We start from the raw sequence: 21378 nt of genomic DNA on the forward strand, positions 1-21378 counted from the left end.
GCGGGGAGGTCACAGCCGCACCAGCCTGGCGTCGGACCAGACGCCCAGCGGGCGGAAGCCGGCCGCCGACCACTCGCCGGTGACGGTGGCGGGGCGGCCGGCGGTGACGGCGACCAGGCGCCACGGCTCACCCGCCGCCGGGTCGAACGGCAGCCCGTTGCCCTCGGCGTCGGCGAGGAGCCAGGCGGCGCCGTCGCGGACGGGGCAGACGGCGTCGACGGCCATCGGCCAGTAGTCCAGCCAGGGGTCGCCGGCCAGGGCCTCCGCGTGGGCCCGCAGGTTGGCCTCGATGCCCGCGCGGCCGGCGACGGCCTGCATACGCTCGGGCGGGGCGTGGCGCTTGGCGATGAGGGCGCGCTCGGGCCGGCCGCCCGGGTAGAGGCACACGTCGGCGTCGAACTCGGTGCCCGGCAGCAGGTCGATCGGCAGCGACTGGCCGGCGACGGCGAACGACAGCACGATCAGCGGGCGGCCGGAGCCGGCCCCGCGCAGCCAGGCGCGGCGGACGGTGAGCTGGTCCTCGATCTCGTCGCGGACGCCGTGCACCTGCCAGCGGTCGCGCACGGCGGGGCCGGCGAGGACGGTCTCGGTGGCGATCGGCACGCCGATGCGCATGCGCACGCTGGCCGCGAGGTCCTCGGGCAACTCGGCAAGGCGCCGATAGCCGCCGACGAGCAGGTGCAGCCGGGCGAGTTCGCCGAGGAGCCGCTCCGGCGAGCCCATGACCGCGGCGGTGCGGCGCAGGATCCCCGCGGCGCTGGCGGCCTGGGCGTCGACGAGCCGGGCGGTCATCGTGTCCCAGGAGGCGCCGCCGCGGCCGGCCCCGGCCAGGCCGGAGCGGGCTTGGTCGGCGAGCCAGCGGTCCAGCTCCTCGAGCCCGGCGGCGATCCGGTCGGCCCGCCTGGCCTGCGCCTTCTCGCTGGGGGCGGACCTGCTCGCACTACCGCCCCCGGATGCGGGCTGCTCCGACGCGGGCGCGGCGGCGCGATTGGCGCGAGCGGCCCGTGACGCCTGCCACGCGCTCGCCCACGAGGGCGCGACGGCCTCGGGCACCGCGCCGGACGACCAGCGCAGCAGCAGGCCCAGCGCGTGCTTGCAGGGGAACTTCCGGCTCGGGCAGGTGCACTTGAAGGCGGGCTCGGTCAGGTCGACCGCGGTCTGATAGGGCGTGCTGCCGCTGCCCTGGCAGAGGCCCCACAGGGTCGGGTCGATGTCGTCCGCGGCGCTCAGCCCGGTCTCCAGCCAGGAGCGGTCGCCGGCGAGCCCGCGCGCCGCCCGCTGTGCGGACGAGTCGGGTGCCAGCGCCATCACCTGGTCGGTGGTCCAGACCGTGGTGACCGTCGTTGCTTCGGCCATGCTGCTAACCGTAGTGAGGGGGTACGACATTTCTCGGGTGGGTATGTTGCCGCCATGAGACCCGTGCGTACCGCGGCCCGTTCGATGCTCGCTGCGATCTTCGTGGTCCAGGGCTGGGCCGCGTTCCGCGACCCGGAGAAGCTCGCCGAGCGCGCCCGGCCGGTCACCGACCGGATGGAACCGACGATCAAGGCGCTGCACCCGAGCCTGCCGACCGACGCGGAGACGCTGGTGCGGGTCAACGGCGCCGCCCAGATGGCCGGCGGGATTCTGCTCGCCACCGGGCACGCGGCCCGCCCGGCGGCGCTGCTGCTGGCCGGCTCGCTGGTGCCGACCACGCTGGCTGGTCACCCGTATTGGAGCGTCGAGGACCCGCGGGAGCGCGCCACGCAGCGGATCCACTTCCTCAAGAACATCGGGCTGGTCGGCGGCCTGCTGCTGGCCGCGCTCGACCACGAGGGCCGCCCGGACCTGCGCTGGCGGGCCGGTCACGCGGCGAAGCGGACGCTGCGACGGGCGAAGCGGCGCCTCAGGGACAGTTCACCCACTCCTCTTCGCCATCGGTGAACACCTGACGCTTCCAGACCGGCAGCCGGGCCTTGACCTCGTCGACCAGCCGGGCGCAGAGCGCGAAGGCCTCCGCTCGGTGCGCGGTCGACACCGCGGCGACGAGCGCCACATCGCCGATCTCCAGGCGGCCGACCCGGTGCGACACCGCGAGCCCGTGCACCGCCGGGTCCGCGGCGATCTCCGCGGCCACCTCGGCGAGGACGTCGCCCGCGCTGGGGTGCCCCTCGTACTCGAGCTCGAGCACGCCGCGCCCGCCGTCGTGGTCGCGCACGACGCCGGCGAACGACACGACGGCCCCGGCGGCGCGGTGCGCGACCGCGAGCTCGTGCGCGCGCACGTCGAGCGGCTCGGTGGTCACCTCGGCCCTGATCACGATCGTTCCCCGTCCAGCAGCGTTACGAGCTGGGCCACCGTGCCCTCGTGACCCTCGGCGCCCGGCGGGATCACCGCAAACCCCACCGAGTTGGCGAGGCCGCGCAGCATCGACGAGCCGACGTGGGCGACCGGGTGCGCCCGGCCGCCGGCGAGCGTGACGAGCGCGAGGTGGGTGAAGTCGCCGCGGCCGGGCACGTCGGCGCCCAGCGTCACCGTGCCCAGTGCCGGCATCGGTCGGCCGGTCAGCCCGGCCAGCAGCGGCAGCACCAGGGACACGAGCGCGACGAACGTGGACTGCGGGTTGCCGGGCAGGCCGGCGACGAACTGGCCGCCGGGCAGCCGCGCGACGAGCATCGGGAACCCGGGGCGCACCGCGACGGTGTTCACGACGTACGTCGCGCCCAGCTCGGCCAGCGCCGGGTGCAGGTGGTCGACCGGCCCGTGCATGGTGCCGCCGGTGGTGCAGATCAGCTGGGCGCCCGCGTCGATCGCGGCGCGCAGCGCGGCGACGTGCTCCTCGAGCGTGTCGGCAACCGGCACGCGCGTGTGCATCACCTCGGTGCCCGCCCGGCGCAGCCAGGACGGCAGCGAGGGGCCGAGCGCGTCACGGACCCGGCCGGCGCCGGGGGTGCCGGTGGTGAGCAGCTCGTCGCCGAAGACCAGCAGCGCCGCGCGTGGGGCGGGGCGGCAGGTCAGGGTGTCGTACCCGCACGACGCGGCCAGCCCGATGACGCCCGGCGTGACCGGCGTGCCGGCGGGCAGCAGTTCCTCGCCCGCGGCGGCCTCCTCGCCCTGCTCCCGCCAGTCGGGCAGCCGCCGGGGCTCGCCGGTGACGGCGCCGTCGGCGATGGTGGAGTCCTCGACCCGGACGATCGTGGCGGTACCGACGGGCACCATGCCGCCCGTTGCGATCTCGACGCAGGTGCCGTCCTCGGTCAGCGGCGCCGCGGTGTCGCCGGCGAGCACCTGCCCGACGATCCGCCACGGGGCTGGGCCGCGCGCCGCCCAGCCGTCGACGCTGGAGGTCGGGAAGGCCGGCAGGTCGGTCAGGGTCACCAGGGGCGCGGCGAGCGTGAGGCCGTCGGACTCGGCGAGCGGGACCGGGATCGGACCCGGCGCGGCCGCCGAGCCCGCCTCGAACACCGCCTCGCGGGCGGCTGCCCACGCGATCGGTAACGTCACGACGAAAGCCTAGACGGTCAACGTGGAGCTGACCGGTGTCCGTCAGTGATCGCCACCACGGAGCTGGTCGACGGCGTGCGCGAGAACGGGGCCGAGGACCGCCAGGCCGTCCTTTGCCCCGCCACGCGAGCCGGGCAGGTTGACGATCAGCGTGCGCCCGGCGACGCCGGCCAGCCCGCGGGACAGGATCGCGGCCGGGACCTTGGCCGCGCCGGCCGCGCGGATCGCCTCGGCGATGCCCGGTACCTCGTAGTCGAGCACCCGCCGGGTCATCTGCGGGGTGGCGTCGGTAGGCGTGATCCCGGTGCCGCCGCTGGTCAGCACCACGTCGGCACCGGCGGCGACCGCCTCGCGCAGCGCGGCCTCGACGGGCGGGCCGTCGGGCACCACGACCGGGTCGCCGACGGAGAAGCCGAGCTCGCGCAGGCCGGCCACGAGGATCGGGCCGCTGGTGTCGGAGTACACCCCGGCCGCGGCCCGGTTGGAGGCCACGACGACGACGGCCTTCACGACCGCTCCCACAGGCCGGTCTTGCCGCCCTCTTTGCGCAGCACGCGCACCGATTCCAGCGACGCCGACGGGTCGACGGCCTTGATCATGTCGATGAGCGCGAGGCCGGCGGTCGCCACGGCGGTGAGCGCCTCCATCTCCACGCCGGTGCGGTCGGCGGTGCGCGTCACGACCTCGATTTCAATCATATCGTCACACAGTGTTAACTCAACCGTCACACCGTGCAGGGCGATCGGGTGGCATAGCGGGATGAGGTCCGGGGTGCGCTTCGCGCCCATGATCCCGGCGACCCGGGCGACCGCCAGCGCGTCACCCTTCGGCAGTGCGCCGTCACGCAACAGGTCGACCACTTCGCTTGTGGTGCGGACGAATCCCGCCGCGACGGCCCGCCGCGTGGTCACGTCCTTGGCGGCCACGTCGACCATCCGGGCGGCGCCCGAAGCGTCCACGTGGGTCAGCTCTTCTGGCACTTGGTGAGCTTAATCCTCCCGCACGGAAGCCCAGTTGATCATGCACGCTAGGGGCTAGTTGCGTCGAATTCGCTATACAGAGCGTCACGTTCACCTCACTAAATCGTGACAATGCCCACTATAGTTCGCAAACTATGATTCGACCGACAAATCGCCTTGAGCACCTTGCGTTTTGCACCCTAGGCTGCGTTCAGCGCTCGGGACTTCGATGACTTTCGATGACTGAGCGGGAACACGGGGGTCGTATCCGCGAACGACCTTTGGGGAAGAAATGCAGAAGAAGGACTACCTCTGGGGCTGAACCCGCTCGACGGGTTGACAAGCCTGGAGCGGCATCGGCCACGATGAAGCTCGACGGCAATGCAGAAACAACCGCGAACCGACGACGCGACCAACCGGCGCCTGTGGCGTCTCGTTGGTCCCGTCGTCGTCGGCGGGGCCGGGGCCGCGATCTGGGCGCTCTGGCACATCGCCGACCACAGCCGCCTGGCCGGCGCCATGGCGGTCCTCACCATCGTGCTGATCGGCAACGGTTTCGCCATCGTCGAGGTCCGCATCCGCTCGACCTCGACCCTCATCACACCGACCACCGCGGTGCTCACCGTCGCCGCCGTGTTTCTCCCGCCGCCGCCGGTGATTCTCGGTACGGCCTGCGGCACCTTTCTCCATCTGCTGGCACAGCGCCGCACCGATCCGGTAAAAATCAGCTTCAATGTGGCAAAGGAGACGATCGGCGCGACCGCCGCCGTTTTCGCCGTCGCCGCCATCGGCCAGGTGCCGATTCTGCTGAATCCGGGATTCAGCATCCCCGGCGTCATACCGGGCGCTTTCGCCGCGCTCGTCGCCTACGCGCTGGTCGACGAGATCGTGTCGCACGCGCTGTTCGCGATCGTCACGCACACCTCGTTCCGGCAGCGCCTCCTGGCACAACGCGACGTGCGGGTGATCACCCGGCTGGGCCTCTTCGCCGTCGCCCTGGCCACCGTCGCGGCGTACCGGATCAGCGAGTGGCTGCTGCTCGTGCTGCCCCCGCTGGTGTACGCGATCCACCTCGCCGCGGCCAACCAGATGCGCACCCGCCAGGGCAACGAGGCCTGGCAGCGCCTCGCCGAGGCCACGGACGAGTTCAACTCCGTCGACCAGACCGCGGTGCTCTACGCCGCCGTCCGCCGCGCCGCCGACATCTTCTCCACGGACGAGGCCGAGGTCGAGATCCACCCGCCGAACGGCGGCGCGCGCCTGGTCCGCAGCGACGGCACCCGGATCCTCTTCGACGGCTCGCCCGGCGACGCGCCGACCGCCGAGGGCTTCCTGATTCCCATCGCGCTGGAGAGCTACCGCGGCGACGCCGATCTCGGCGAGCTGCGGCTGCGCTTCCGCGGCGCCGGCCCGGTCCGGTTCACCGAGCGTGAGCAGTACACGCTGCGCACCTTCACCGCCGCCCTGTGCACCGCGATCCGCAACGCCGCCACGTTCGCCGAGACCCAGCGCCTCGCCGACAGCCACGCGCGCGCCGCGGCGCAGGACCCGCTCACGCGCCTGGCCAACCGGCGGCGGCTGCAGCAGTACGGCGACGAGATCCTCGCGGCCGGCTCCGGCGTCGGCGTCGTCGGCGTGCTGCTCATCGACCTCAACCACTTCAAGGAGGTCAACGACACCCTCGGGCACGCCGAGGGTGACCGGGTCCTCATCGCCGTCGCCGAGCGCCTCGCCGAGGCCGCCCGCCCCGGCGACCTGGTCGCCCGCTTCGGCGGCGACGAGTTCGCCGTCGTCCTCGCCGGCCTCAGCGCACCCGCCCTCGCCGAGCTGCACGCCCACGCCATGCTCGACGCGCTCGCCCCGCCGATCGAGCTCGACGACATGCGCATCAGCGTCGAGGCCAGCTGCGGCGTGACCACCGGCAGCGGCGGCACCGTCGGCGAGCTGCTGCGCCGCTCCGACGTCGCGCTCTACCAGGCCAAACAGGAGGGGCAGCGGGTCGTCGTCTACGCCCGGGCCCGCGACACCGCCGACATCGGCAGCCTCACCCTCGGCGGCGACCTCGCCCGAGCCGTGGCCGAGCAGCAGTTCACCGTCCACTTCCAGCCGATCGTCGACCTCGCCGGCGGGCGGGTCATCGCCGCCGAGGCGCTCACCCGCTGGCACCACCCCGACCGCGGGCACCTCGGCCCCGACCGGTTCCTCGGCGCCATCGAGCGCTCCGGCCAGCTCGCCGCGTTCGCCGACGCCGTTCTCGACCAGGCCCTCATCGCCGTCACCCAGTGGGGCGACGCCGGCTACCCCGTCCCCGTCGCGGTCAACGTCTCCCCGCGCAGCCTGCTCGACCCCTCCTTCCCCGACGCCGTCGCCCGCCGCCTCGCCGCCCGCGGCGTGCCCTCCTCCTCCCTCGTCATCGAGCTCACCGAGTCCGTCACGATGAGCAAGCTCGAGGTCGTCGACGAGGTCCTCGCCGCCCTGCGCGAACAGGGCGTCCGCCTCGCCCTCGACGACTTCGGCACCGGCTTCTCGTCGCTGGCCACCCTCGCCCGCGTCCCCGTCGACGAGCTCAAGATCGACCGCAGCTTCGTCGCCGCGATGAACGCCTCCGCCCCCGGCGCCGTCGTCCGCTCCACCATCGACCTCGGCCGCAGCCTCGACCTGCTCATCGTCGCCGAGGGCGTCGAGCGCGAGGACCAGCGCCAGCAACTCTGGGAGCTCGGCTGCCCGGCCGGACAGGGCCACCTCTTCGCCCGCGCGATGCCCGCCGATCGGCTCCTCGCCGCCCTCCAGCGCGGCGACGGCCGACTCGCCGACCCGCTGCACGACACCGGATCCGTCATCCGCATGTCGCGCAGCCGCCGCGCGCGCCGGATGAGCATGGGCGGCGAGCCCCCCGGCCGGGAGAAGTCGACCTGATCCCCTGCACCGGATCCCCCTGCACCAGAATGGTCCGCATAGCCACCGATCTGCGCCCCCGCCTCCTCGACGCCGCCGGCTACGCGCTCTGCGCCGTGTTCGCCGGCGTCACCGCGCTCACCTCCACCCTCCTGCCGCACCGCGCGTGGGGCGCCATCGCATGGATCGGCTACGCGGCCGCCGCCCTCGCCGTCCTCGTCATCGGCCGCCTCCGCGTCGTGCCCCTCGCCTTCGCCGCGACCGCGCTCCTGCCGCTCGCCGTCGAGGCCGCGCAGCGCGCCGCCGGCCGCACCGACCGCGCGCAGGAGGAGGTCCTCGTCGTCGAGCAGATGGGCGCCCGCCTCGTCGACGCCGGCACGCCATACCTGAGCCACACCGCGATCGCCGGCCTGCCCGCGGACGAGCGACTGCTCGGCTACGCGCCGTACCAGCCGGGCATGGCCCTCTTCGGTCTGCCCCGCGCCGCCTTCGGCGCGGCGTGGTGGACCGACGCCCGCGTCTGGTTCGCGGTGGTCACCGTTTTCTGCCTGGTGTACTGCATGAGCCTGCTCCGCCCCGGCTCCCCACCGCAGCGGTCCCTGCGCCTCGCCCAGGCGGTGGCCGTGCTGCCCCTGTGCACCCTGACCCTCGCCACCGGCGGCGACGACCTGCCCGTGCTCACGCTCTGCCTGCTCGCCCTGGCCTTCGCCGCCCGCGACCGCTTCGTCGCCGCCGGCGTCGCCGCTGGCCTGGCCGGGGCGCTCAAGCTCTTCGCCCTCCCGGTCGCGCTGGTCCTGCTCGCGCTGGTCCTGGCCGCCCGCGACCCGGACTCCCCGCCCGCGCCCCGGCTCCTCGACCGGTTCACGATCTCTCGGACGGCCGGTTGGTTCGCCGCCGGCGCGTTCGGCATCCCGCTGCTCGCCCTCGTGCCCGCGCTGCTCGTCGACGCCGACTCCTACATCGAGAACGCGCTGCGCTTTCCCGCCGGCCACGGCCTGGTCACCAGCCCCGCGCAGTCCCCGCTGCCCGGCCACCTCATCGCCACGAGCGTCGCCGGCGGCCGCGCGATCGCGCTCGCCCTGCTCCTGCTCGCGGGCGTGGCCATCGCCGTCCGCCTGCTGCGTCGCCCCCCGACCACCGCGGGCACCGCGGCCGCGTACGTCGCCGCCGGCCTCACCGCCGCCATCATGCTCACGCCGAGCACGAGGTTCGGCTACCTGCTGTACCCGGTCGCCTTCCTCGCCCTGTGGTGGTCGCTGCGCCCGCCCGAACTCGCCCGGCCGGGGGAAGCCGGTCGATGACCCCGTGACGCGGGGCGCGCACTCGGCGTACACAGGAGGTATGGGCTTCCGCAACCGGGTCGAGGCCGGCTCGGCGCTGGCCGATCGCCTGGCCGGATACGCCGACCGCCCCGACGCCGTGGCCCTGGGCCTGGTCCGCGGCGGCGTCCCGGTAGCGGCCGAGGTCGCCCGCCGCCTGCGCATCCCGCTCGACGTCCTCGTCGTCCGCAAGCTCGGCGTCCCGTGGGCCCCCGAGGTGGCGTTCGGCGCCCTGGGCCCGGGCGGCGTCCAGGTCCTCAACGAGGACATCGCCGCCCGCCTCGACGAGGACGAGATCGACCTGGTGGTCCGCCACGAGACCATGGAACTGCGCCGCCGCGAGCGCCTCTTCCGGCTCGGCCGCCCGCCCCTGGACCTGACCGGCCGCACCGCCATCATCATCGACGACGGTCTGGCCACGGGCGCCACGGCCGGTGCCGCCGTGGCCGTGACCCGCACCCTGTCCGCCGCGCGCGTCGTCCTGGCCACCCCGGTAGGCGCCACCGCCGCCGTGACCCGCCTGACCAGCCTGGCCGACGAGGTCGTCTGCCTCCTGAAGGAGTCCGACTTCGGCGCGGTGAGCCGCTACTACGACGACTTCCGCCAGCTGGCCGACTCCGACGTGACCCGCCTGCTCTCGTAGCCCGACCTAGATCGCCATGTCCACGAACCGGGAGAGATGCAGCTGCGCCGCCACCGTCACCGTGTCGGTCGGGCCGTTACGGTGCTTGGCCACGATGAAGTCCGCCTCGCCCGCGCGCGGCGACTCCTTGTCGTAGTAGTCGTCGCGGTGCAGCAGGATCACGACGTCGGCGTCCTGCTCGATCGAGTTGTGGGTGGCTATCCCGTTGGCCACGAAGTTGTGCACCCCGGCCACGGTCGCGTCGTAGACCTCCTGCTCGCCGATGCTCTCGATGGATCGGATCTCGTCCCAGCAGACGTCGTTGGTGGCGTGCAGATCGAGGTCCGCGCTGTCCAGCACCGCCGCGATCCGTGACAGCCGTGACCGGTTCGAGGTCCTGGTGGCATGCGCGAACTCCCGATGCGAAACGCCCTGCTCCAGCAGCACGGCCCGGACGGAGTTCCACACGTCGGCGGGGATCGTGTCGACGGTGGTGTTGTCATGCGCCGCTTCCAGCCGAGCGCGCAGCCGCTCGCAGGCCCGGTCCCGCTCGCCGTGAACGCCGATCTCGCGGACGAAGCGAAGCTGGTCGTCGCGGCCGGAGACCTCCAGGGTGTGCCGTGGCCGATCCGGGCCCGGCGTGCTAGTACGAATCGTGGACGTGATGCCGAAGCGGAGCAGCAGGCGTGCGATGCCGTTGAGCATCGCCTCGCTCGCGGACGCGAAATGAACTCGTCCGCCACCGCCGTCCAGCCGGACCGTCACCGACCCGCCGGTAGCCCACAGGTGGCGCAGGAAGAGCCGAACCTGCTCCTTGGGCAGCGAGTGCAGGCGTTCCGGCAGAACCTTCTCGTGGGACCGCGAGCCGTCGCCGAGCAGGTGCGCCAGCAGCACCACCTCGGGCTCCGGCAAAGGCTCGATCCGCAGCGGCGGCGGAACATGACGTGGGACGGCGATACGACCGCCCACCCGCAGCTCGCCGAGCGGGGTCCACCCCGCGAAGGCCAGGAACGGATGGTTGGCCGTCGCCTCGATCACCTTTCCGGACGCGAGCCGCATCCGGAAGACCTCCTTGCGGCCGCTCGAGAAGGCGTGCGTCATCGTTCGCGGGACGTACTGGAGCTTCTCGTTGAGGGCCCAGACCGGAATGTCCCGAGCGCCCGACCTCAGCAGCTCGCCGATTGTCGTTTCGGCATTGGTGTCGGCGCGCATGATCCGCGTGCCGGCCGTGAGACATCCCGACTCACGCAGGTCGGACAGCTGGGGGCGCTTGTCGGTGCGCTGTTCGGGGCCGCGGTTGAGCTGGCTGACCGCGACGACCGGGCACTCGACCTCCTTGGCCAGCAGCTTCAGGCCACGGGACAGGTCGGCGACCTCCTGCTGCCGGCTCTCGGTGCGCTTCGGGCTCGTCATCAGCTGCAGGTAGTCGACCACGATGAGCTTCAGGTCGTGCCGCTGCTTGAGCCGGCGCGCCTTGGCTCGGATCTCCATGAGGTTCATGTTGGGCGTGTCGTCGACGAACAGCGGCGCCTCGCTGATCTCGCCCATGCGCCGCGCGAGCTTGGTCCAGTCGTCGTCGGACAGCTGCCCCGACCGCAGCACGTGCAGCGGCACCCGCGCCTCCGCCGACAGCAGCCGCATGACGATCTCGACCTTCGACATCTCCAGGCTGAAGATCGCCGAGGCCATGTTGTGCTTGACCGAGGCCGCCCGGCTGAAGTCCATGGCGGCCGTCGAGTTGTGGGTCGGGATCATCGCGCGGCCGGCGAGGTAGAGGTGGTCGGCGTTGTCGACCTGCACACAGCGCACCGGCACGCTCGGCACCGGCCGCACCGCGACGACAAACCGCGCGCCCGTCCTCGCGTCGCCGGTCGTGAAGTTGACGTTGTAGGTCGCTCCCCCGGTCATCGTGCAGCGGTAGCCCAGGCCGACCACCAGCTCGAACACGTCGTTCGCCAGGCGCTCGGCGGTGCAGGTGAACCGCACGTCGCCCGTCGGCGTGACGGTGCTGTCAGTGCCGAGCAGCCCGGCCAGCAGTTCCCGGCGCTGCCGCTCGGAGGCGCGAAGATACTGCGCCGGGATGTGCTTGTCGCCGAGGACGCCGATCGCACGCAGGTCGCGGGTCGCGACGATCTGCTGATCCGCGGCGATCAGCCAGGCGCCCAGGGTGTGCGGCGGCACGGGGAGATCCCGCTCGGGCAGTTGCAGCGCGGCCGCGTTCTCCACGGCGTGGTTGAGCCGGCCGTCGACCGGATGACGCAGCGTTGCCGCGATCTCCGCGGTCGTAACGGTGCCCGGGTGCGCCGCCGTGGTCTCGGCGTTCGTCGTCCGGTTGACCCGCCCGCGCAGCGCGGTCAGCAGGGCCTGCCGCGAATACGCCCGCACGGACCGCCGCCGCGCCCGGCCCGATCGCATCAACTGGAGGGTCGCCACGCCCGCCGCGCCGATCTCGCGCGCCGGGGCCGCCGCGACCTCGGCGCGCTGGCTCCGGCCGGTCCGGGTTGTGGTCTTCCACAGGTGCTCGGCGTCGGCGACGATCACTGAGCCGTCGGAGAACTCGACCTCGTAGCACGGGCGATCGTGCAGCACCTCGAAGGCGTTGACGACGGTCGTCGGGCGGCCGTCGGCGCCGAGCAGCCGATCGCCCGCCTTGACCTGGCCCATCGTGGTCCAGCCGTCGGGGGTGGGCAGCGGTGTGTCGAGGGCCAGGGCCTTGCCGAGGCCGGGGCGGCCGGCGACGATGATCAGCTGGCCCGCGTGCAGGCCGTTGAGGAGGCGGTCCAGGTCGCTGAAGCCGGTCGGGACGCCGGTCATCATGCCGCCCTGGGCGCCGACCGCCTCGATCTCGTCCAGGGTGGGCTGGAGCATTTCGGCCAGGACGGCGAAGTCCTCGCTGACGCGCTTCTCGGTGACGTCGTAGATGGCCTGCTGGGCCAGGTCGACCACGTCGTCGACGTCGCGGCCGCCCTGGCCGCCGGAGCCGTATCCCAGCTGCACGATCCGCGTGCCGGCCTCGATGACGCGGCGCAGGACGGCGCGCTCGGCGACGATGCGGGCGTAGTAGCTGGCGTTGGCGGCGGTCGGGACCGTGGTCATCAGGGTGTGCAGATATGGCGCGCCGCCGATCTTCGCGATGTTGCCGGAGTCGGCGAGCGTGGCGGCGACCGTGACGGCGTCGGCGGGCTCGCCGCGGCCGTACAGGTCGAGGATCGCGTCGAAGATGGTGCTGTGGGCCGGCTTGTAGAAGTCGTTGGTCTTGAGGATCTCCACGACGTCGGCGACGGCGTCCTTGGACAGCAGCATGCCGCCGAGGACGCTCTGCTCGGCGGCGATGTCCTGGGGTGGGGTGCGCTCGAAGGTCTCGGCGCCGCCGGAGGGTCGTTCGGCGCGGTCACCACCGCCGCGCGGCTCGGGCGGGGGCGCGTCGTCCCACGGATCCGTTCGCCTGTCTTCGGTGATCGACACTTCGCCCCCCAACGCCACACCCGCGTGGACCAGTAGACCTCGCGGGTATGACAAAAACTCGCCGGCGCGCGACGCGCCCGCGCAACGGTATGGGGCGACTGGCGTTCGACGAAAGTTAGCCGGTGGACAAGGCTATGGACAACCTGTGGACCGGGGGCCCGTGCCTTGGGAAACACTGTGCACACGGCTGTGGATAACTCCCGAAGTTGCACCCAGGAATGCCTCCTGACCTGCTCTTACGTAATCCACAGCCTGTGTGCGGAAGAAAGAGGCCCGCAGATTTTTCAACTGGACGGCCGATGGCGGAAAAGTCACGAACGGGTGACGCTCCGCCGGTGGGGTACCCGGAGTGGGAGAGGTCACGCGAGGGCCGGGATCGCCAGGCGCCGGAGACCGGCCGCTGGGATCTGCGACAGGAGCGGTGGATCCCTCAGCAGCGCCCGCCCGACGAGGACGACTTCGGCATCGAGCCGTTCCCGGCGCGTTCGGATCCCCGCCGTCCGGGGCAGGGCCGGGTCCTCGACCACGAGGAGTGGGGGACCGGCTACCAGCGGCGATACGATCCGGGTCCGCCGGCCCGCCGGTCGTCGCCGCCCCCGCCGCCGCCCGACGACGAGGACGACGACGACAACGAGCCGGACCAGCACCGGGTGTACATCGGTTCCTTCATCTCGACGGCCCTGTGGTATCTGGTGCCGCTCGCCGCGTACGCCGGGTGGTCGCTGACGCTGTCGGCGGATCCGCGGCCGGGGTGCACAAACGCGTTCGGCCTGCCGTGCCCGGCGCCACGGACCGAGGTGCTGACCAGCCTGATGAACGAGGTCCCGCAGCTCGCCGTGGCCATGGCGCTGAGCATCACGATCGCGATGTTCCTGGGCCGGGTGACGACGGGCTGGCGGCCGTTCGCGATCGGGTTCGCCAGCGCGGTGCTGGGTGCGGGCGTGGCGACCGTGCTGTTCGCGGTACTGAAGACGCAATTTTGATCTTGGCTTTTTCAAACGCCTCGATCACCGTTGGGTCACCGTCCGGTCACGCCCGGAGCCGACCGCGGGGTGCGGCCGTCTGACTGGCCACACACCCTCGAGGGAGGCATCAATGGCCAGCCGGAACTCTCTGCAGCACCTGCGCGTCGCCGTTGTCCTGGCGCTCGCCGCAGCCGTCCTGACAGCCTGCGGCGCCGCGGATTCCGGCGGGGAAAAGGCGGTGCCGGCCACCGGGTACGGCGGCACCCCGGGCACGCCGGAGGGGCTGGCCCGAGGCGCGGCGACGCCGACGGGCGAGGCCGCCGACCGGCCGGCGGACGGCGAGGTCTCGGCGGCCGAGCGGCCCGTGTCGACGTTTGCGGTGGACGTCGACACGGCCTCGTACGGCTTCGCGCGGCGCACCCTGCTGTCCGGGCGCCGGCCGGCGGCGAACACGATCCGCCCGGAGGAGTTCGTCAACTCGTTCGATCAGCGGTACCGCGAACCGGACGGCAACGGCTTCGCGATCACGGCCGACGGCACTCGCATGCCGCAGACGCATCGCGGCGCCGATGACGACACCCGGCTGCTGCGCGTCGGGCTGCAGACGCGTGGGGAGTCCGGCGCCTCGCGCCCGGACGCGGCGCTGACGTTCGTCGTGGACGTGTCGGGGTCGATGGACGAGCCGGGCAAGCTCGATCTCGTGCAGCACGGCCTCAACACGCTGGTCGACCAGTTGCGCCCGACGGACTCGGTGGCGCTGGTGGCGTACTCCGACCGGGCCGAACTCCTGCGCCCGATGACGCCGGTGCGCGACCGCGACGCGCTGCACGACGCGATCGGGCGGCTGCGGGTCGCCGGGAGCACGAACCTGGAGGCGGGCCTCCTGCTGGGGTACGACACGGCCCGCAAGGCGTTCCGGCCTTCCGCAACAAACCGGGTCATCCTGCTCTCCGACGGCCTGCCCAACGTCGGCACCACCGACGCCGCCCCGCTCGTGCGCGAGATCCAGGAGGCCGCCGCGAAGCAGATCACGTTGCTCGGCGTCGGCGTCGGCAGCGACTACGGCGACCGCTTCATGGAACAGCTCGCCGACAAGGGCGACGGCTACGTCGTGTACGTCAGCGAACAGACCGAGGCCGACCGCATCTTCGTCCAGCAGCTCCCGGCCACGGTGGCGCTGCGCGCGCTCGACGCGAAGGCGCAGGTCGAGTTCGATTCCAAGACCGTCCTGTCGTACCGCCTGATCGGCTACGACGACCGGGTGCTCTCGGCCTCGGCGTTCCGCAACGACCGCGTCGACGGCGGCGAGGTGGGCCCCGGCCACGCGGTGACGGCGCTGTACGCCCTGCACCTGCGCCCGGGCGCCCAGGGGCACCTCGCGGAGGTGCGCGTGCGGTGGCTGGACCCGAAGACCCGGGAGGCGAGCGAGCTCGCCCAGCCGGTGACGGTGAGTGCCCTGGACCAGACCTTCGACGAGGCCCCGGCCCCGGTCCGGGTCTGCTACGTCGCGGCATACCTGGCCGAGGTGCTCCGCGGCAGCCGGTACGCGGGCGACGTCCGCCTCACCGACCTGCGCACGCTCGCCAGGGACGCCGGCGAGGGCACCCAGATCCGCGAGCTGTCCGAGGTGATCTCCGCCGCCGTCTCCCTGTACGACTGACGTTTGTCACCGACGCCGTCCCGGCCGGAGCGCGGGCTCATGCGGTGCGGGCGTCGGCGCCGGCCTTCCGAAAGGGGCCCCGGCGAACCAGGGCCCCTTTCCCGAGCTACTTCGCGGCGGTGACCTTCAGCGTGAAGACCGCAGCGACGTCCGGGTGCAGCTTGATCTGCACCTTGTAGTCGCCGACCGACTTGACGTGGCCGGGCAGCTCGAGGCGGCGCCGGTCCAGCTGCGGGCCGCCGGCCTTCTGCACGGCCTCGACGACCTCGGCCGGAGTGACCGAGCCGTAGAGGCGGCCTTCCTTGCCGGCCCGGACGGACAGCTTGACGGTGAGGCCCTCGAGCTGGGTCTTGACCTCGTTGGCGTGGCCGAGATCGCGGATCTCACGGGCCGAACGGGCCCGCTTGATGGTCACGATCTGCTTCTCCGCGCCCCTGGACCACGGGATCGCGAACCCCTGCGGCAGCAGGTAGTTGCGCCCGTAGCCGTCCTTGACCTCGACGATGTCGCCGGGGGTCCCGAGGCCGGTGACCTCCTGGGTGAGGATGATCTTCATGTCGGCCGCCCCTTAACGCGCGGTCGCGGTGTAGGGCAGCAGCGCCATCTCGCGCGCGTTCTTGACGGCGCGCGCGATCTGCCGCTGCTGCTGGGCGGTCACGCCGGTCACCCGCCGAGCGCGGATCTTGCCGCGGTCGGAGATGAACTTCCGCAGCAGCGCGGTGTCCTTGTAGTCGATGTAGGCGATGCCCTCCTTGTCGAGAGGGTTCACCTTCTTCTTCGGTTTGCGCAGGGCCGCAGCCTTCGCCATTGCTCTTGCTCCTGATGCCATTAGAACGGGGGCTCGTCGTCGAAGGATGAGTTCGACCTGCCGCCACCGCCGGCCGGGGTCGCGCTGGCCCACGGGTCATCGTTGCCATACCCGCCGCCACCGCCACCGCCGCTACCGCCGGAACCGAAGCCGCCGCCACCGCCGGAGCTGCGCGACATCTTCTGCACCTTGGCAGTCGCGTAACGCAGCGAAGGGCCGATCTCGTCGACCTCCAGCTCGATGACGGTGCGCTTCTCACCCTCGCGCGTCTCGTAGGTCCGCTGCTTGAGCCGACCGGAGACGATCACCCGGGCCCCGCGGGTCAGCGATTCGGCGACGTTCTCCGCCGCTTGCCGCCACACCGTGCAGGCCAGGAACAGCGGCTCGCCGTCCTTCCACTCGTTGGTCTGACGGTCCATGAACCTGGGCGTGGATGCCACCCGGAACTTGGCGACCGCCGCTCCAGACGGAGTGAAACGCAGTTCAGGGTCGTCGGTCAGATTGCCGATGACCGTGATCGTGGTATCTCCCGCTGCCATGTGAGTCAACTCCTCGCGCGCTGGTGTATGGCCACCATGTCACAGGGGTACGACAGTTTTTCTGTCACGCCCCGTGACGCGTGGCCGGGCGAAGCAGATCGATCTCGCCCGGAATCCGCTTAGCGGACCTCGGGCCGGATGACCTTGGTGCGCAGCACGGACTCGTTGAGTCGCAGCTGACGGTCCAGCTCTGCCACGGACTCCGGCGACGCCTGGAGGTCGATGACGGCGTAGATACCCTCGGTCTTCTTGTTGATCTCATACGAGAGGCGCCGGCGGCCCCACACGTCGAGCTTCTCCACCGAGCCACCCGACGTCCGGATCACGTTGAGATACGTGTCGAGCGAAGGGGCGACGGTGCGCTCCTCGAGACTTCCGTCGAGGATCACCATGATCTCGTAATGACGCAAGACGTTCTCACCTCCTACGGGCTAAGCGGCCGCGGTCCATCCGCGGCAGGAGGTCATGCGTCGTCCACCTGCACAGAGGCTGATGGACCGAACAAGAGTACACGCTGACGTGTCAAGACAGAAAAAGACCGCGGGGCGCGTCATCCGCTTCGTTGGGTGGGACCTGGGGAGGAACGACCACACCGGTGCGTTGGATGACGGCGCCCCGCGGAGCCTAGGGAAATTGTACCTTAAGCGAAGCTCGCGCGTGATGCCCGCTGAGCAATAATAGCCCGAATTGCGGCGATTCCAACGCCGACCACGCAGACCGTCGCGACGAGCGCGAGCAGGCCGGCCGGGCCGTTGCGCGCGGGGCCGCTGGCCGCCACCGGCTCCTCGACCGTGACCCGGTCGTCGACGGACATACTCGGGCCGGCGCCCACCGCCGGCGCCGCCAGGCTGCTCGGGTCCAGCAGCGTCGGGTCGATGGGCTCGGTACCGAACTCGCCGGTGTGCCGGTCGCGCCACGCTGCCGCCGGAGAACTCGACCGTCGGCACGGCCGGGGCGGCGCTCACCGGGCTGGCGCCCACGGTCAGGGCCGCGGCGGCGAGCGCCCCGGCGGCAGCCGCCAGGCGGACGGCCGATCGGTGTCCAGACAAGGTAGCCATCCAGTAGCCATCCAGGGTTGGGGGAACGATTTGGGGGAAGTTTCATGGGGCTGTGCGAGCGCCCGGGCGATCGACTGCGCGATCACGGGCGGCTACGTGCGTAACGAGGCGCCCGACGGGACGGTGACGGAAGCACCGCATTCCGGACCCTTCGGTCGCCGCCGAGAGATGGGTCGCGCGAACTGTCACACCCACGTCGTAGGCTCTGCGGCATGCGAATCGGTGCTCACGTCGACCCCGCTGAGCCGCTGGCTGAGGCCGCCGCCCGCGGCGCCGACCTCATTCAGTTCTTCCTGACCGACCCGCAGGGCTGGACCGACCCCAAGGCCCGCGCCGACGCCGAGGCGATCCGTGCGTCCGAGATCGACGTCTATATCCACGCGCCATATCGGATCAACGTCGCATCGTCGAACAACCGCATCCGCATCCCCAGTCGCAAGCTGCTGTTCAGCCATGCGGCGGGCGCGGCCGAGGTCGGCGCCAAGGGCCTGATCGTCCACGGCGGCCACGTCGAGAAGGCCGACGGCCTCGACGCCGGCTTCGACAACTGGCGCAAGACGTTCGCTTATGCGGCGGAGCAGGGCGGATTCGCCACCCCGGTGCTCATCGAGAACACGGCCGGAGGCGACAACGCCTGCGCCCGCCGCTTCGACAACCTCGCCCGGCTGTGGGACGCGATCGGCGACTACGAGGTCGGCTTCTGCCTCGACACCTGCCACGCACACGCCGGCGGCGAAGACCTGCTCGGCATCGTCGACCGGCTCAAGGCGATCACCGGCCGCATCGACCTCATCCACGCCAACAACTCGCGCGACGGCTTCGACTCCGGCCGCGACCGGCACGACAACATGACCTCCGGCGAGATCGACCCCGACCTGATCGTGGCGGTCATCCGCGCGGCCGGGGCGCCGGCGCTCGTCGAGACACCGGGCGGCGCCGAGGGCCAGGGCGCCGACATCACCTACCTGCGGGAGCGGCTGGCGTGAGCAACGTTTCGTCGGAGCCGACGGTGTCCGAGGAGCCCACACCAGAAGACACCCCGGATTCGGTACCGCAGGCAGCCCCCCAAACCCCCTCGGCCACACGGGAAGACCCTGACGCCGTCGACGGCCGGCGTGCCGCGGCGGAGACCGACAACCACGGGACCGCAGACGCCCACGCGGCGGGCGAGACCCGGGCAAAGCTCGGGGACAGTCAGGTGGCCGCGGACGCCGAGGACGATGGCAGCCCCGCCGGGGACAACCGCGCGACCGGCGCCGGCAGTAGCGCCGAGGCCAGCAACGGCAAGAAGGCCCGCGGCGGCAACGCCAAACGCAGCCGCGCCCGGGGCAACAGCGATGTCGGGGCCAACGGCGGCGACCCGGCCGGCGGCGATAGGGCGAGCGCGGATGGGGCCAGCCGCGACGGCACCGGGGACAAGGACGGGGACGGTGAGACCGACCGCGCGAAAACTGACGCGGGCGGCGAGGGCGAAGAGGGGAAGCCGGACGACGCCGAGCCCGCCGAGCCGGCCGATCCGTTCTCCGCATTCGCGCCGGAGCCGGAGTTCGTGCCCGGGCGGTTCGGGCGGATCGCGAGGCGGACCGGGTCGGGGCTGACGAGGTTCTTCTCGCACGAGTGGACGATCGCGGCGCTCGTGTCGATCGCGCTCGCCGCGGTCATGACCTGGCCGGCGCTGTTCCACCCGGCGACCACGATCCCGCAGGACATCTGGGACCCGACGCTGCAGGCCTGGCAGATGTCCTGGGCCGGGCACATCCTGACCACCGATCCGCTGCAGCTGTGGCACGCGAACGCGTTCTACCCGGATCAGTACAGCTACGCCTTCTCGGACACGCTGCTCGGATACGCGCCGGCCGGCATGATCGGCTCGGGGCCCGAGGCGGCGGTCGTGCGGTACAACATCATCTTTGTCTTCATCTTCGCCTTCGCCTTCTTCGGGGCTTACGCGCTGGCGCGGCAGCTCGGGGTGGGGCGCACGGGTGCGGCCGTGGCCGGGGCCGCGTTCGCGTATGCGCCGTGGCGGCTCGGTCAGGCCGGCCACCTGCACGTGCTGTCGATCGGCGGCATCGCGCTGGCGCTGGCGATGCTGGCGCGCGGGCACGGGTTCTCGCTGCGCCGCGGCTACGAGCCGGACAAGCGGCGGTGGGGCTGGGTGCTCGGCGGCTGGCTGGTCGCGGCGTGGCAGATCAGTCTCGGATTCGGCATCGGCATCCCGTTCGCCTACGCGCTGCTGACCATCGTGCTGGCCACCGCGATCACGTGGGGCTACAAGCACCTGCGGTGGCGGAACGTGCGCCGACCGTTCGGCTGGAAGCTGTTCTTCGCCAACCTCGGCGGCGGGCTGGCGTTCACCGGGGTGAGCGCCATGATGGCCTACCCGTATCTGCAGGTCCTCAAGCAGCACCCGGAGGCCAAGCGCAGCGCGGAGATCATCGGGCTGTTCTCGCCGCCGCTGAAGGGCTTCTTCATCTCGCCGCCGGAGTCGATGTGGTGGGGCGACGTCTATGCGAATGCCCGGTCCACGCTCGGGTGGGCGCCGGAGATGGCGCTGCTGCCCGGGTTCTTCCTGTACGGGCTGGCGTTCGTCGGACTGTTCGTGTCCGTGTGGCGGCTGCAGCACCGCATCCTGCTCGGCGTCGGCGTGGTCGGCACGACGATCCTCGCGATGGGCACCAACGGGCCGATGGACGGCGACATCGGGTATATGACGCTCTACCGCATCCTCCCCGGCTTCGAGGGCATCCGCACGTCGGGCCGGCTGATGGTCTGGGTGACGCTGTTCCTGGCCCTGCTCGCGGCGGGCGCGGTGGGCACGCTCTCTGAGCGGGCCGTCGAGCTGTTCGCCGACCGCACGCAGTCCGACGTCGGCAACCGGGCCGGCGCCTGGCGCGTGATGACCCTGATTCCGCTCGTACTGGTGCTGGGCGAGGGCATGCACAAGTGGGAGGCCAACCCGGAGGTACCGCCCGCGCCGGTCGCGATGAGCACCCTGCAGGCGCCGCTGATGGTGCTGCCGACGAGCGAGCTCTTCGATATGAACGTCATGCTCTGGAGCACCGACGGCCTGCCGAAGATGGCCAACGGCGGCAGCGGCTTCACCCCCTCCGACCAGGAGATCCTGCGGCTCAACATGCAGCAGTTCCCGGACGAGTCCACGGTGGCCCAGCTGCGCAGCCTGCACATCCGCACGGTGGTGGTCCTGCGCAACGAGGCCGCCGGCACCCCATACGCGCGAGCGATCGACGCCCCGATCGACGGCCTCGGCATCAGCCGCACCGAAGAGGGCAACGTCATCCTGTACAAGATCGACGGCTGAAACCGGAGGAGACCGGCAAGGCTCGAACCGGCCGCTGCTCCGGTGAGAGCCAGCGGCCGAGGGACGCAGGCTGCGTCAACACAGCCGCCCGACGCAGCCACCCCACGGGCGCGCGGACGCGGAGCGCAGTCCCCCGGGCCCGCGGAACCCGCAGGGCGCAGGGCCCGCGGAGGGCGCAGGGCCCGGGAACCGCAGGCCATGGGCCCCGGAGCACGTGGCCCACGGACCGCAGGGCGCGGGGCGGGCGTGTACAGGGCGCAGGGCGCGGGCGGGGGCGTGCAGGGCG

19 protein-coding genes are annotated in these 21378 nt (G+C 72.0%); 8 read left to right on the forward strand and 11 right to left on the reverse strand.

The genetic code is table 11. The features are described from left to right. Positions 1–9: 9 nt before the first annotated feature. Positions 10–1356: an SWIM zinc finger family protein gene (locus tag ACGFI8_RS11525; RefSeq protein ID WP_392803306.1), complete on the reverse strand. Its 1347-nt coding sequence runs from the start codon at positions 1354–1356 to the stop codon at positions 10–12. A gap of 54 nt (positions 1357–1410) precedes the next feature. Between ACGFI8_RS11525 and ACGFI8_RS11530 the strand changes: the two genes are divergently transcribed. Further along, on the forward strand, positions 1411–1923 hold the full coding sequence (locus tag ACGFI8_RS11530) for a DoxX family membrane protein (RefSeq protein ID WP_392803308.1): 513 nt from the start codon (positions 1411–1413) through the stop codon (positions 1921–1923). On the opposite strand, the gene ACGFI8_RS11535 is transcribed toward ACGFI8_RS11530, so the two are convergent. The 4 genes from ACGFI8_RS11535 to moaC are packed head-to-tail and all read right to left on the reverse strand — an operon-like array spanning position 1886 to position 4418. Next, a complete protein-coding gene (locus ACGFI8_RS11535) occupies positions 1886–2299 on the reverse strand; it encodes a molybdenum cofactor biosynthesis protein MoaE (protein WP_392803309.1) in 414 nt (137 codons plus the stop codon). The genes ACGFI8_RS11530 and ACGFI8_RS11535 overlap by 38 nt on opposite strands. Further along, positions 2296–3483, reverse strand: coding sequence for a molybdopterin molybdotransferase MoeA (locus ACGFI8_RS11540; RefSeq protein WP_392803311.1), 1188 nt, complete (start codon positions 3481–3483; stop codon positions 2296–2298). The genes ACGFI8_RS11535 and ACGFI8_RS11540 overlap by 4 nt, the downstream gene beginning before the upstream one ends. A gap of 42 nt (positions 3484–3525) precedes the next feature. Then, positions 3526–3993, reverse strand: coding sequence for a molybdenum cofactor biosynthesis protein B (locus tag ACGFI8_RS11545; protein ID WP_392803313.1), 468 nt, complete (start codon positions 3991–3993; stop codon positions 3526–3528). Then, positions 3990–4418 carry a cyclic pyranopterin monophosphate synthase MoaC gene (gene moaC, locus ACGFI8_RS11550; protein ID WP_392803315.1) on the reverse strand — a complete coding sequence of 143 codons (429 nt, stop codon included), beginning with the start codon at positions 4416–4418 and terminating at the stop codon, positions 3990–3992. Before moaC ends, ACGFI8_RS11545 begins: the two co-directional genes overlap by 4 nt. A 405-nt stretch (positions 4419–4823) precedes the next feature. On the opposite strand from moaC, the gene ACGFI8_RS11555 reads away from it, so the two are divergent. From ACGFI8_RS11555 to ACGFI8_RS11565, 3 genes are read left to right on the forward strand one after another with little or no spacing between them, the layout of a single operon-like run. Further along, entirely contained in the window at positions 4824–7358 is a 2535-nt protein-coding gene (locus ACGFI8_RS11555) for a putative bifunctional diguanylate cyclase/phosphodiesterase (RefSeq protein ID WP_392803317.1), read from the forward strand. Between the two features lie 29 nt (positions 7359–7387). After that, a complete protein-coding gene (locus tag ACGFI8_RS11560) occupies positions 7388–8638 on the forward strand; it encodes a glycosyltransferase 87 family protein (RefSeq protein WP_392803319.1) in 1251 nt (416 codons plus the stop codon). 40 nt (positions 8639–8678) lie between these two features. Next, positions 8679–9299: a phosphoribosyltransferase gene (locus tag ACGFI8_RS11565; RefSeq protein WP_392803321.1), complete on the forward strand. Its 621-nt coding sequence runs from the start codon at positions 8679–8681 to the stop codon at positions 9297–9299. Positions 9300–9305: 6 nt separating this feature from the next. Here the strand turns inward: ACGFI8_RS11565 and dnaB are convergent, their stop codons facing one another. Then, positions 9306–12743 carry a replicative DNA helicase gene (dnaB, locus tag ACGFI8_RS11570; RefSeq protein ID WP_392803323.1) on the reverse strand — a complete coding sequence of 1146 codons (3438 nt, stop codon included), beginning with the start codon at positions 12741–12743 and terminating at the stop codon, positions 9306–9308. Positions 12744–13078: 335 nt separating this feature from the next. Here dnaB and ACGFI8_RS11575 point away from each other — a divergent pair, with 335 nt between their 5' ends. Next, positions 13079–13726, forward strand: a complete 648-nt coding sequence (locus ACGFI8_RS11575; RefSeq protein ID WP_392803325.1) for a hypothetical protein — start codon at positions 13079–13081, stop codon at positions 13724–13726. Between the two features lie 112 nt (positions 13727–13838). Beyond that, positions 13839–15368, forward strand: coding sequence for a von Willebrand factor type A domain-containing protein (locus tag ACGFI8_RS11580; protein WP_392803327.1), 1530 nt, complete (start codon positions 13839–13841; stop codon positions 15366–15368). A 106-nt stretch (positions 15369–15474) separates the two neighbouring features. Here ACGFI8_RS11580 and rplI read toward each other — a convergent pair whose 3' ends face one another. From rplI to ACGFI8_RS11605, 5 genes are all read right to left on the reverse strand, one after another. Beyond that, positions 15475–15924: a 50S ribosomal protein L9 gene (gene rplI, locus ACGFI8_RS11585; protein ID WP_392803329.1), complete on the reverse strand. Its 450-nt coding sequence runs from the start codon at positions 15922–15924 to the stop codon at positions 15475–15477. Positions 15925–15936: 12 nt separating this feature from the next. Beyond that, positions 15937–16176: a 30S ribosomal protein S18 gene (gene rpsR, locus ACGFI8_RS11590; protein ID WP_033359945.1), complete on the reverse strand. Its 240-nt coding sequence runs from the start codon at positions 16174–16176 to the stop codon at positions 15937–15939. 20 nt (positions 16177–16196) lie between these two features. Then, entirely contained in the window at positions 16197–16715 is a 519-nt protein-coding gene (locus tag ACGFI8_RS11595; RefSeq protein WP_392803331.1) for a single-stranded DNA-binding protein, read from the reverse strand. A 119-nt stretch (positions 16716–16834) separates the two neighbouring features. Further along, the gene (rpsF, locus tag ACGFI8_RS11600; protein ID WP_033359943.1) at positions 16835–17125 is read right to left on the reverse strand and encodes a 30S ribosomal protein S6; all 291 of its coding nucleotides are present in this window, start codon (positions 17123–17125) and stop codon (positions 16835–16837) included. 230 nt (positions 17126–17355) lie between these two features. After that, positions 17356–17529 carry a hypothetical protein gene (locus ACGFI8_RS11605; RefSeq protein WP_392803334.1) on the reverse strand — a complete coding sequence of 58 codons (174 nt, stop codon included), beginning with the start codon at positions 17527–17529 and terminating at the stop codon, positions 17356–17358. Positions 17530–17985: 456 nt separating this feature from the next. Here ACGFI8_RS11605 and ACGFI8_RS11610 point away from each other — a divergent pair, with 456 nt between their 5' ends. Both ACGFI8_RS11610 and ACGFI8_RS11615 read left to right on the forward strand, forming a co-directional pair. After that, positions 17986–18759, forward strand: coding sequence for a deoxyribonuclease IV (locus ACGFI8_RS11610; RefSeq protein WP_392803336.1), 774 nt, complete (start codon positions 17986–17988; stop codon positions 18757–18759). After that, on the forward strand, positions 18756–21092 hold the full coding sequence (locus ACGFI8_RS11615; protein ID WP_392803338.1) for a hypothetical protein: 2337 nt from the start codon (positions 18756–18758) through the stop codon (positions 21090–21092). The genes ACGFI8_RS11610 and ACGFI8_RS11615 overlap by 4 nt, the downstream gene beginning before the upstream one ends. The last annotated feature ends 286 nt before the right edge of the window (positions 21093–21378 follow it).

The organism is Dactylosporangium sp. NPDC048998, assembly GCF_043197855.1.
In the GTDB taxonomy this organism is placed as follows: Bacteria; Actinomycetota; Actinomycetes; order Mycobacteriales; family Micromonosporaceae; genus Dactylosporangium.

Coding starts and splice junctions, on each gene's coding strand:
- ACGFI8_RS11525 (WP_392803306.1), bottom strand. CDS start 1,356: ATGGCCGAAGCAACGACGGTCACCACGGTCTGGACCACCGACCAGGTG.
- ACGFI8_RS11530 (WP_392803308.1), top strand. CDS start 1,411: ATGAGACCCGTGCGTACCGCGGCCCGTTCGATGCTCGCTGCGATCTTC.
- moaC (WP_392803315.1), bottom strand. CDS start 4,418: ATGGTCGACGTGGCCGCCAAGGACGTGACCACGCGGCGGGCCGTCGCG.
- ACGFI8_RS11555 (WP_392803317.1), top strand. CDS start 4,824: ATGCAGAAACAACCGCGAACCGACGACGCGACCAACCGGCGCCTGTGG.
- ACGFI8_RS11560 (WP_392803319.1), top strand. CDS start 7,388: ATGGTCCGCATAGCCACCGATCTGCGCCCCCGCCTCCTCGACGCCGCC.
- ACGFI8_RS11565 (WP_392803321.1), top strand. CDS start 8,679: ATGGGCTTCCGCAACCGGGTCGAGGCCGGCTCGGCGCTGGCCGATCGC.
- ACGFI8_RS11580 (WP_392803327.1), top strand. CDS start 13,839: ATGGCCAGCCGGAACTCTCTGCAGCACCTGCGCGTCGCCGTTGTCCTG.
- rplI (WP_392803329.1), bottom strand. CDS start 15,924: ATGAAGATCATCCTCACCCAGGAGGTCACCGGCCTCGGGACCCCCGGC.
- rpsR (WP_033359945.1), bottom strand. CDS start 16,176: ATGGCGAAGGCTGCGGCCCTGCGCAAACCGAAGAAGAAGGTGAACCCT.
- ACGFI8_RS11595 (WP_392803331.1), bottom strand. CDS start 16,715: ATGGCAGCGGGAGATACCACGATCACGGTCATCGGCAATCTGACCGAC.
- ACGFI8_RS11605 (WP_392803334.1), bottom strand. CDS start 17,529: ATGTCCGTCGACGACCGGGTCACGGTCGAGGAGCCGGTGGCGGCCAGC.
- ACGFI8_RS11610 (WP_392803336.1), top strand. CDS start 17,986: ATGCGAATCGGTGCTCACGTCGACCCCGCTGAGCCGCTGGCTGAGGCC.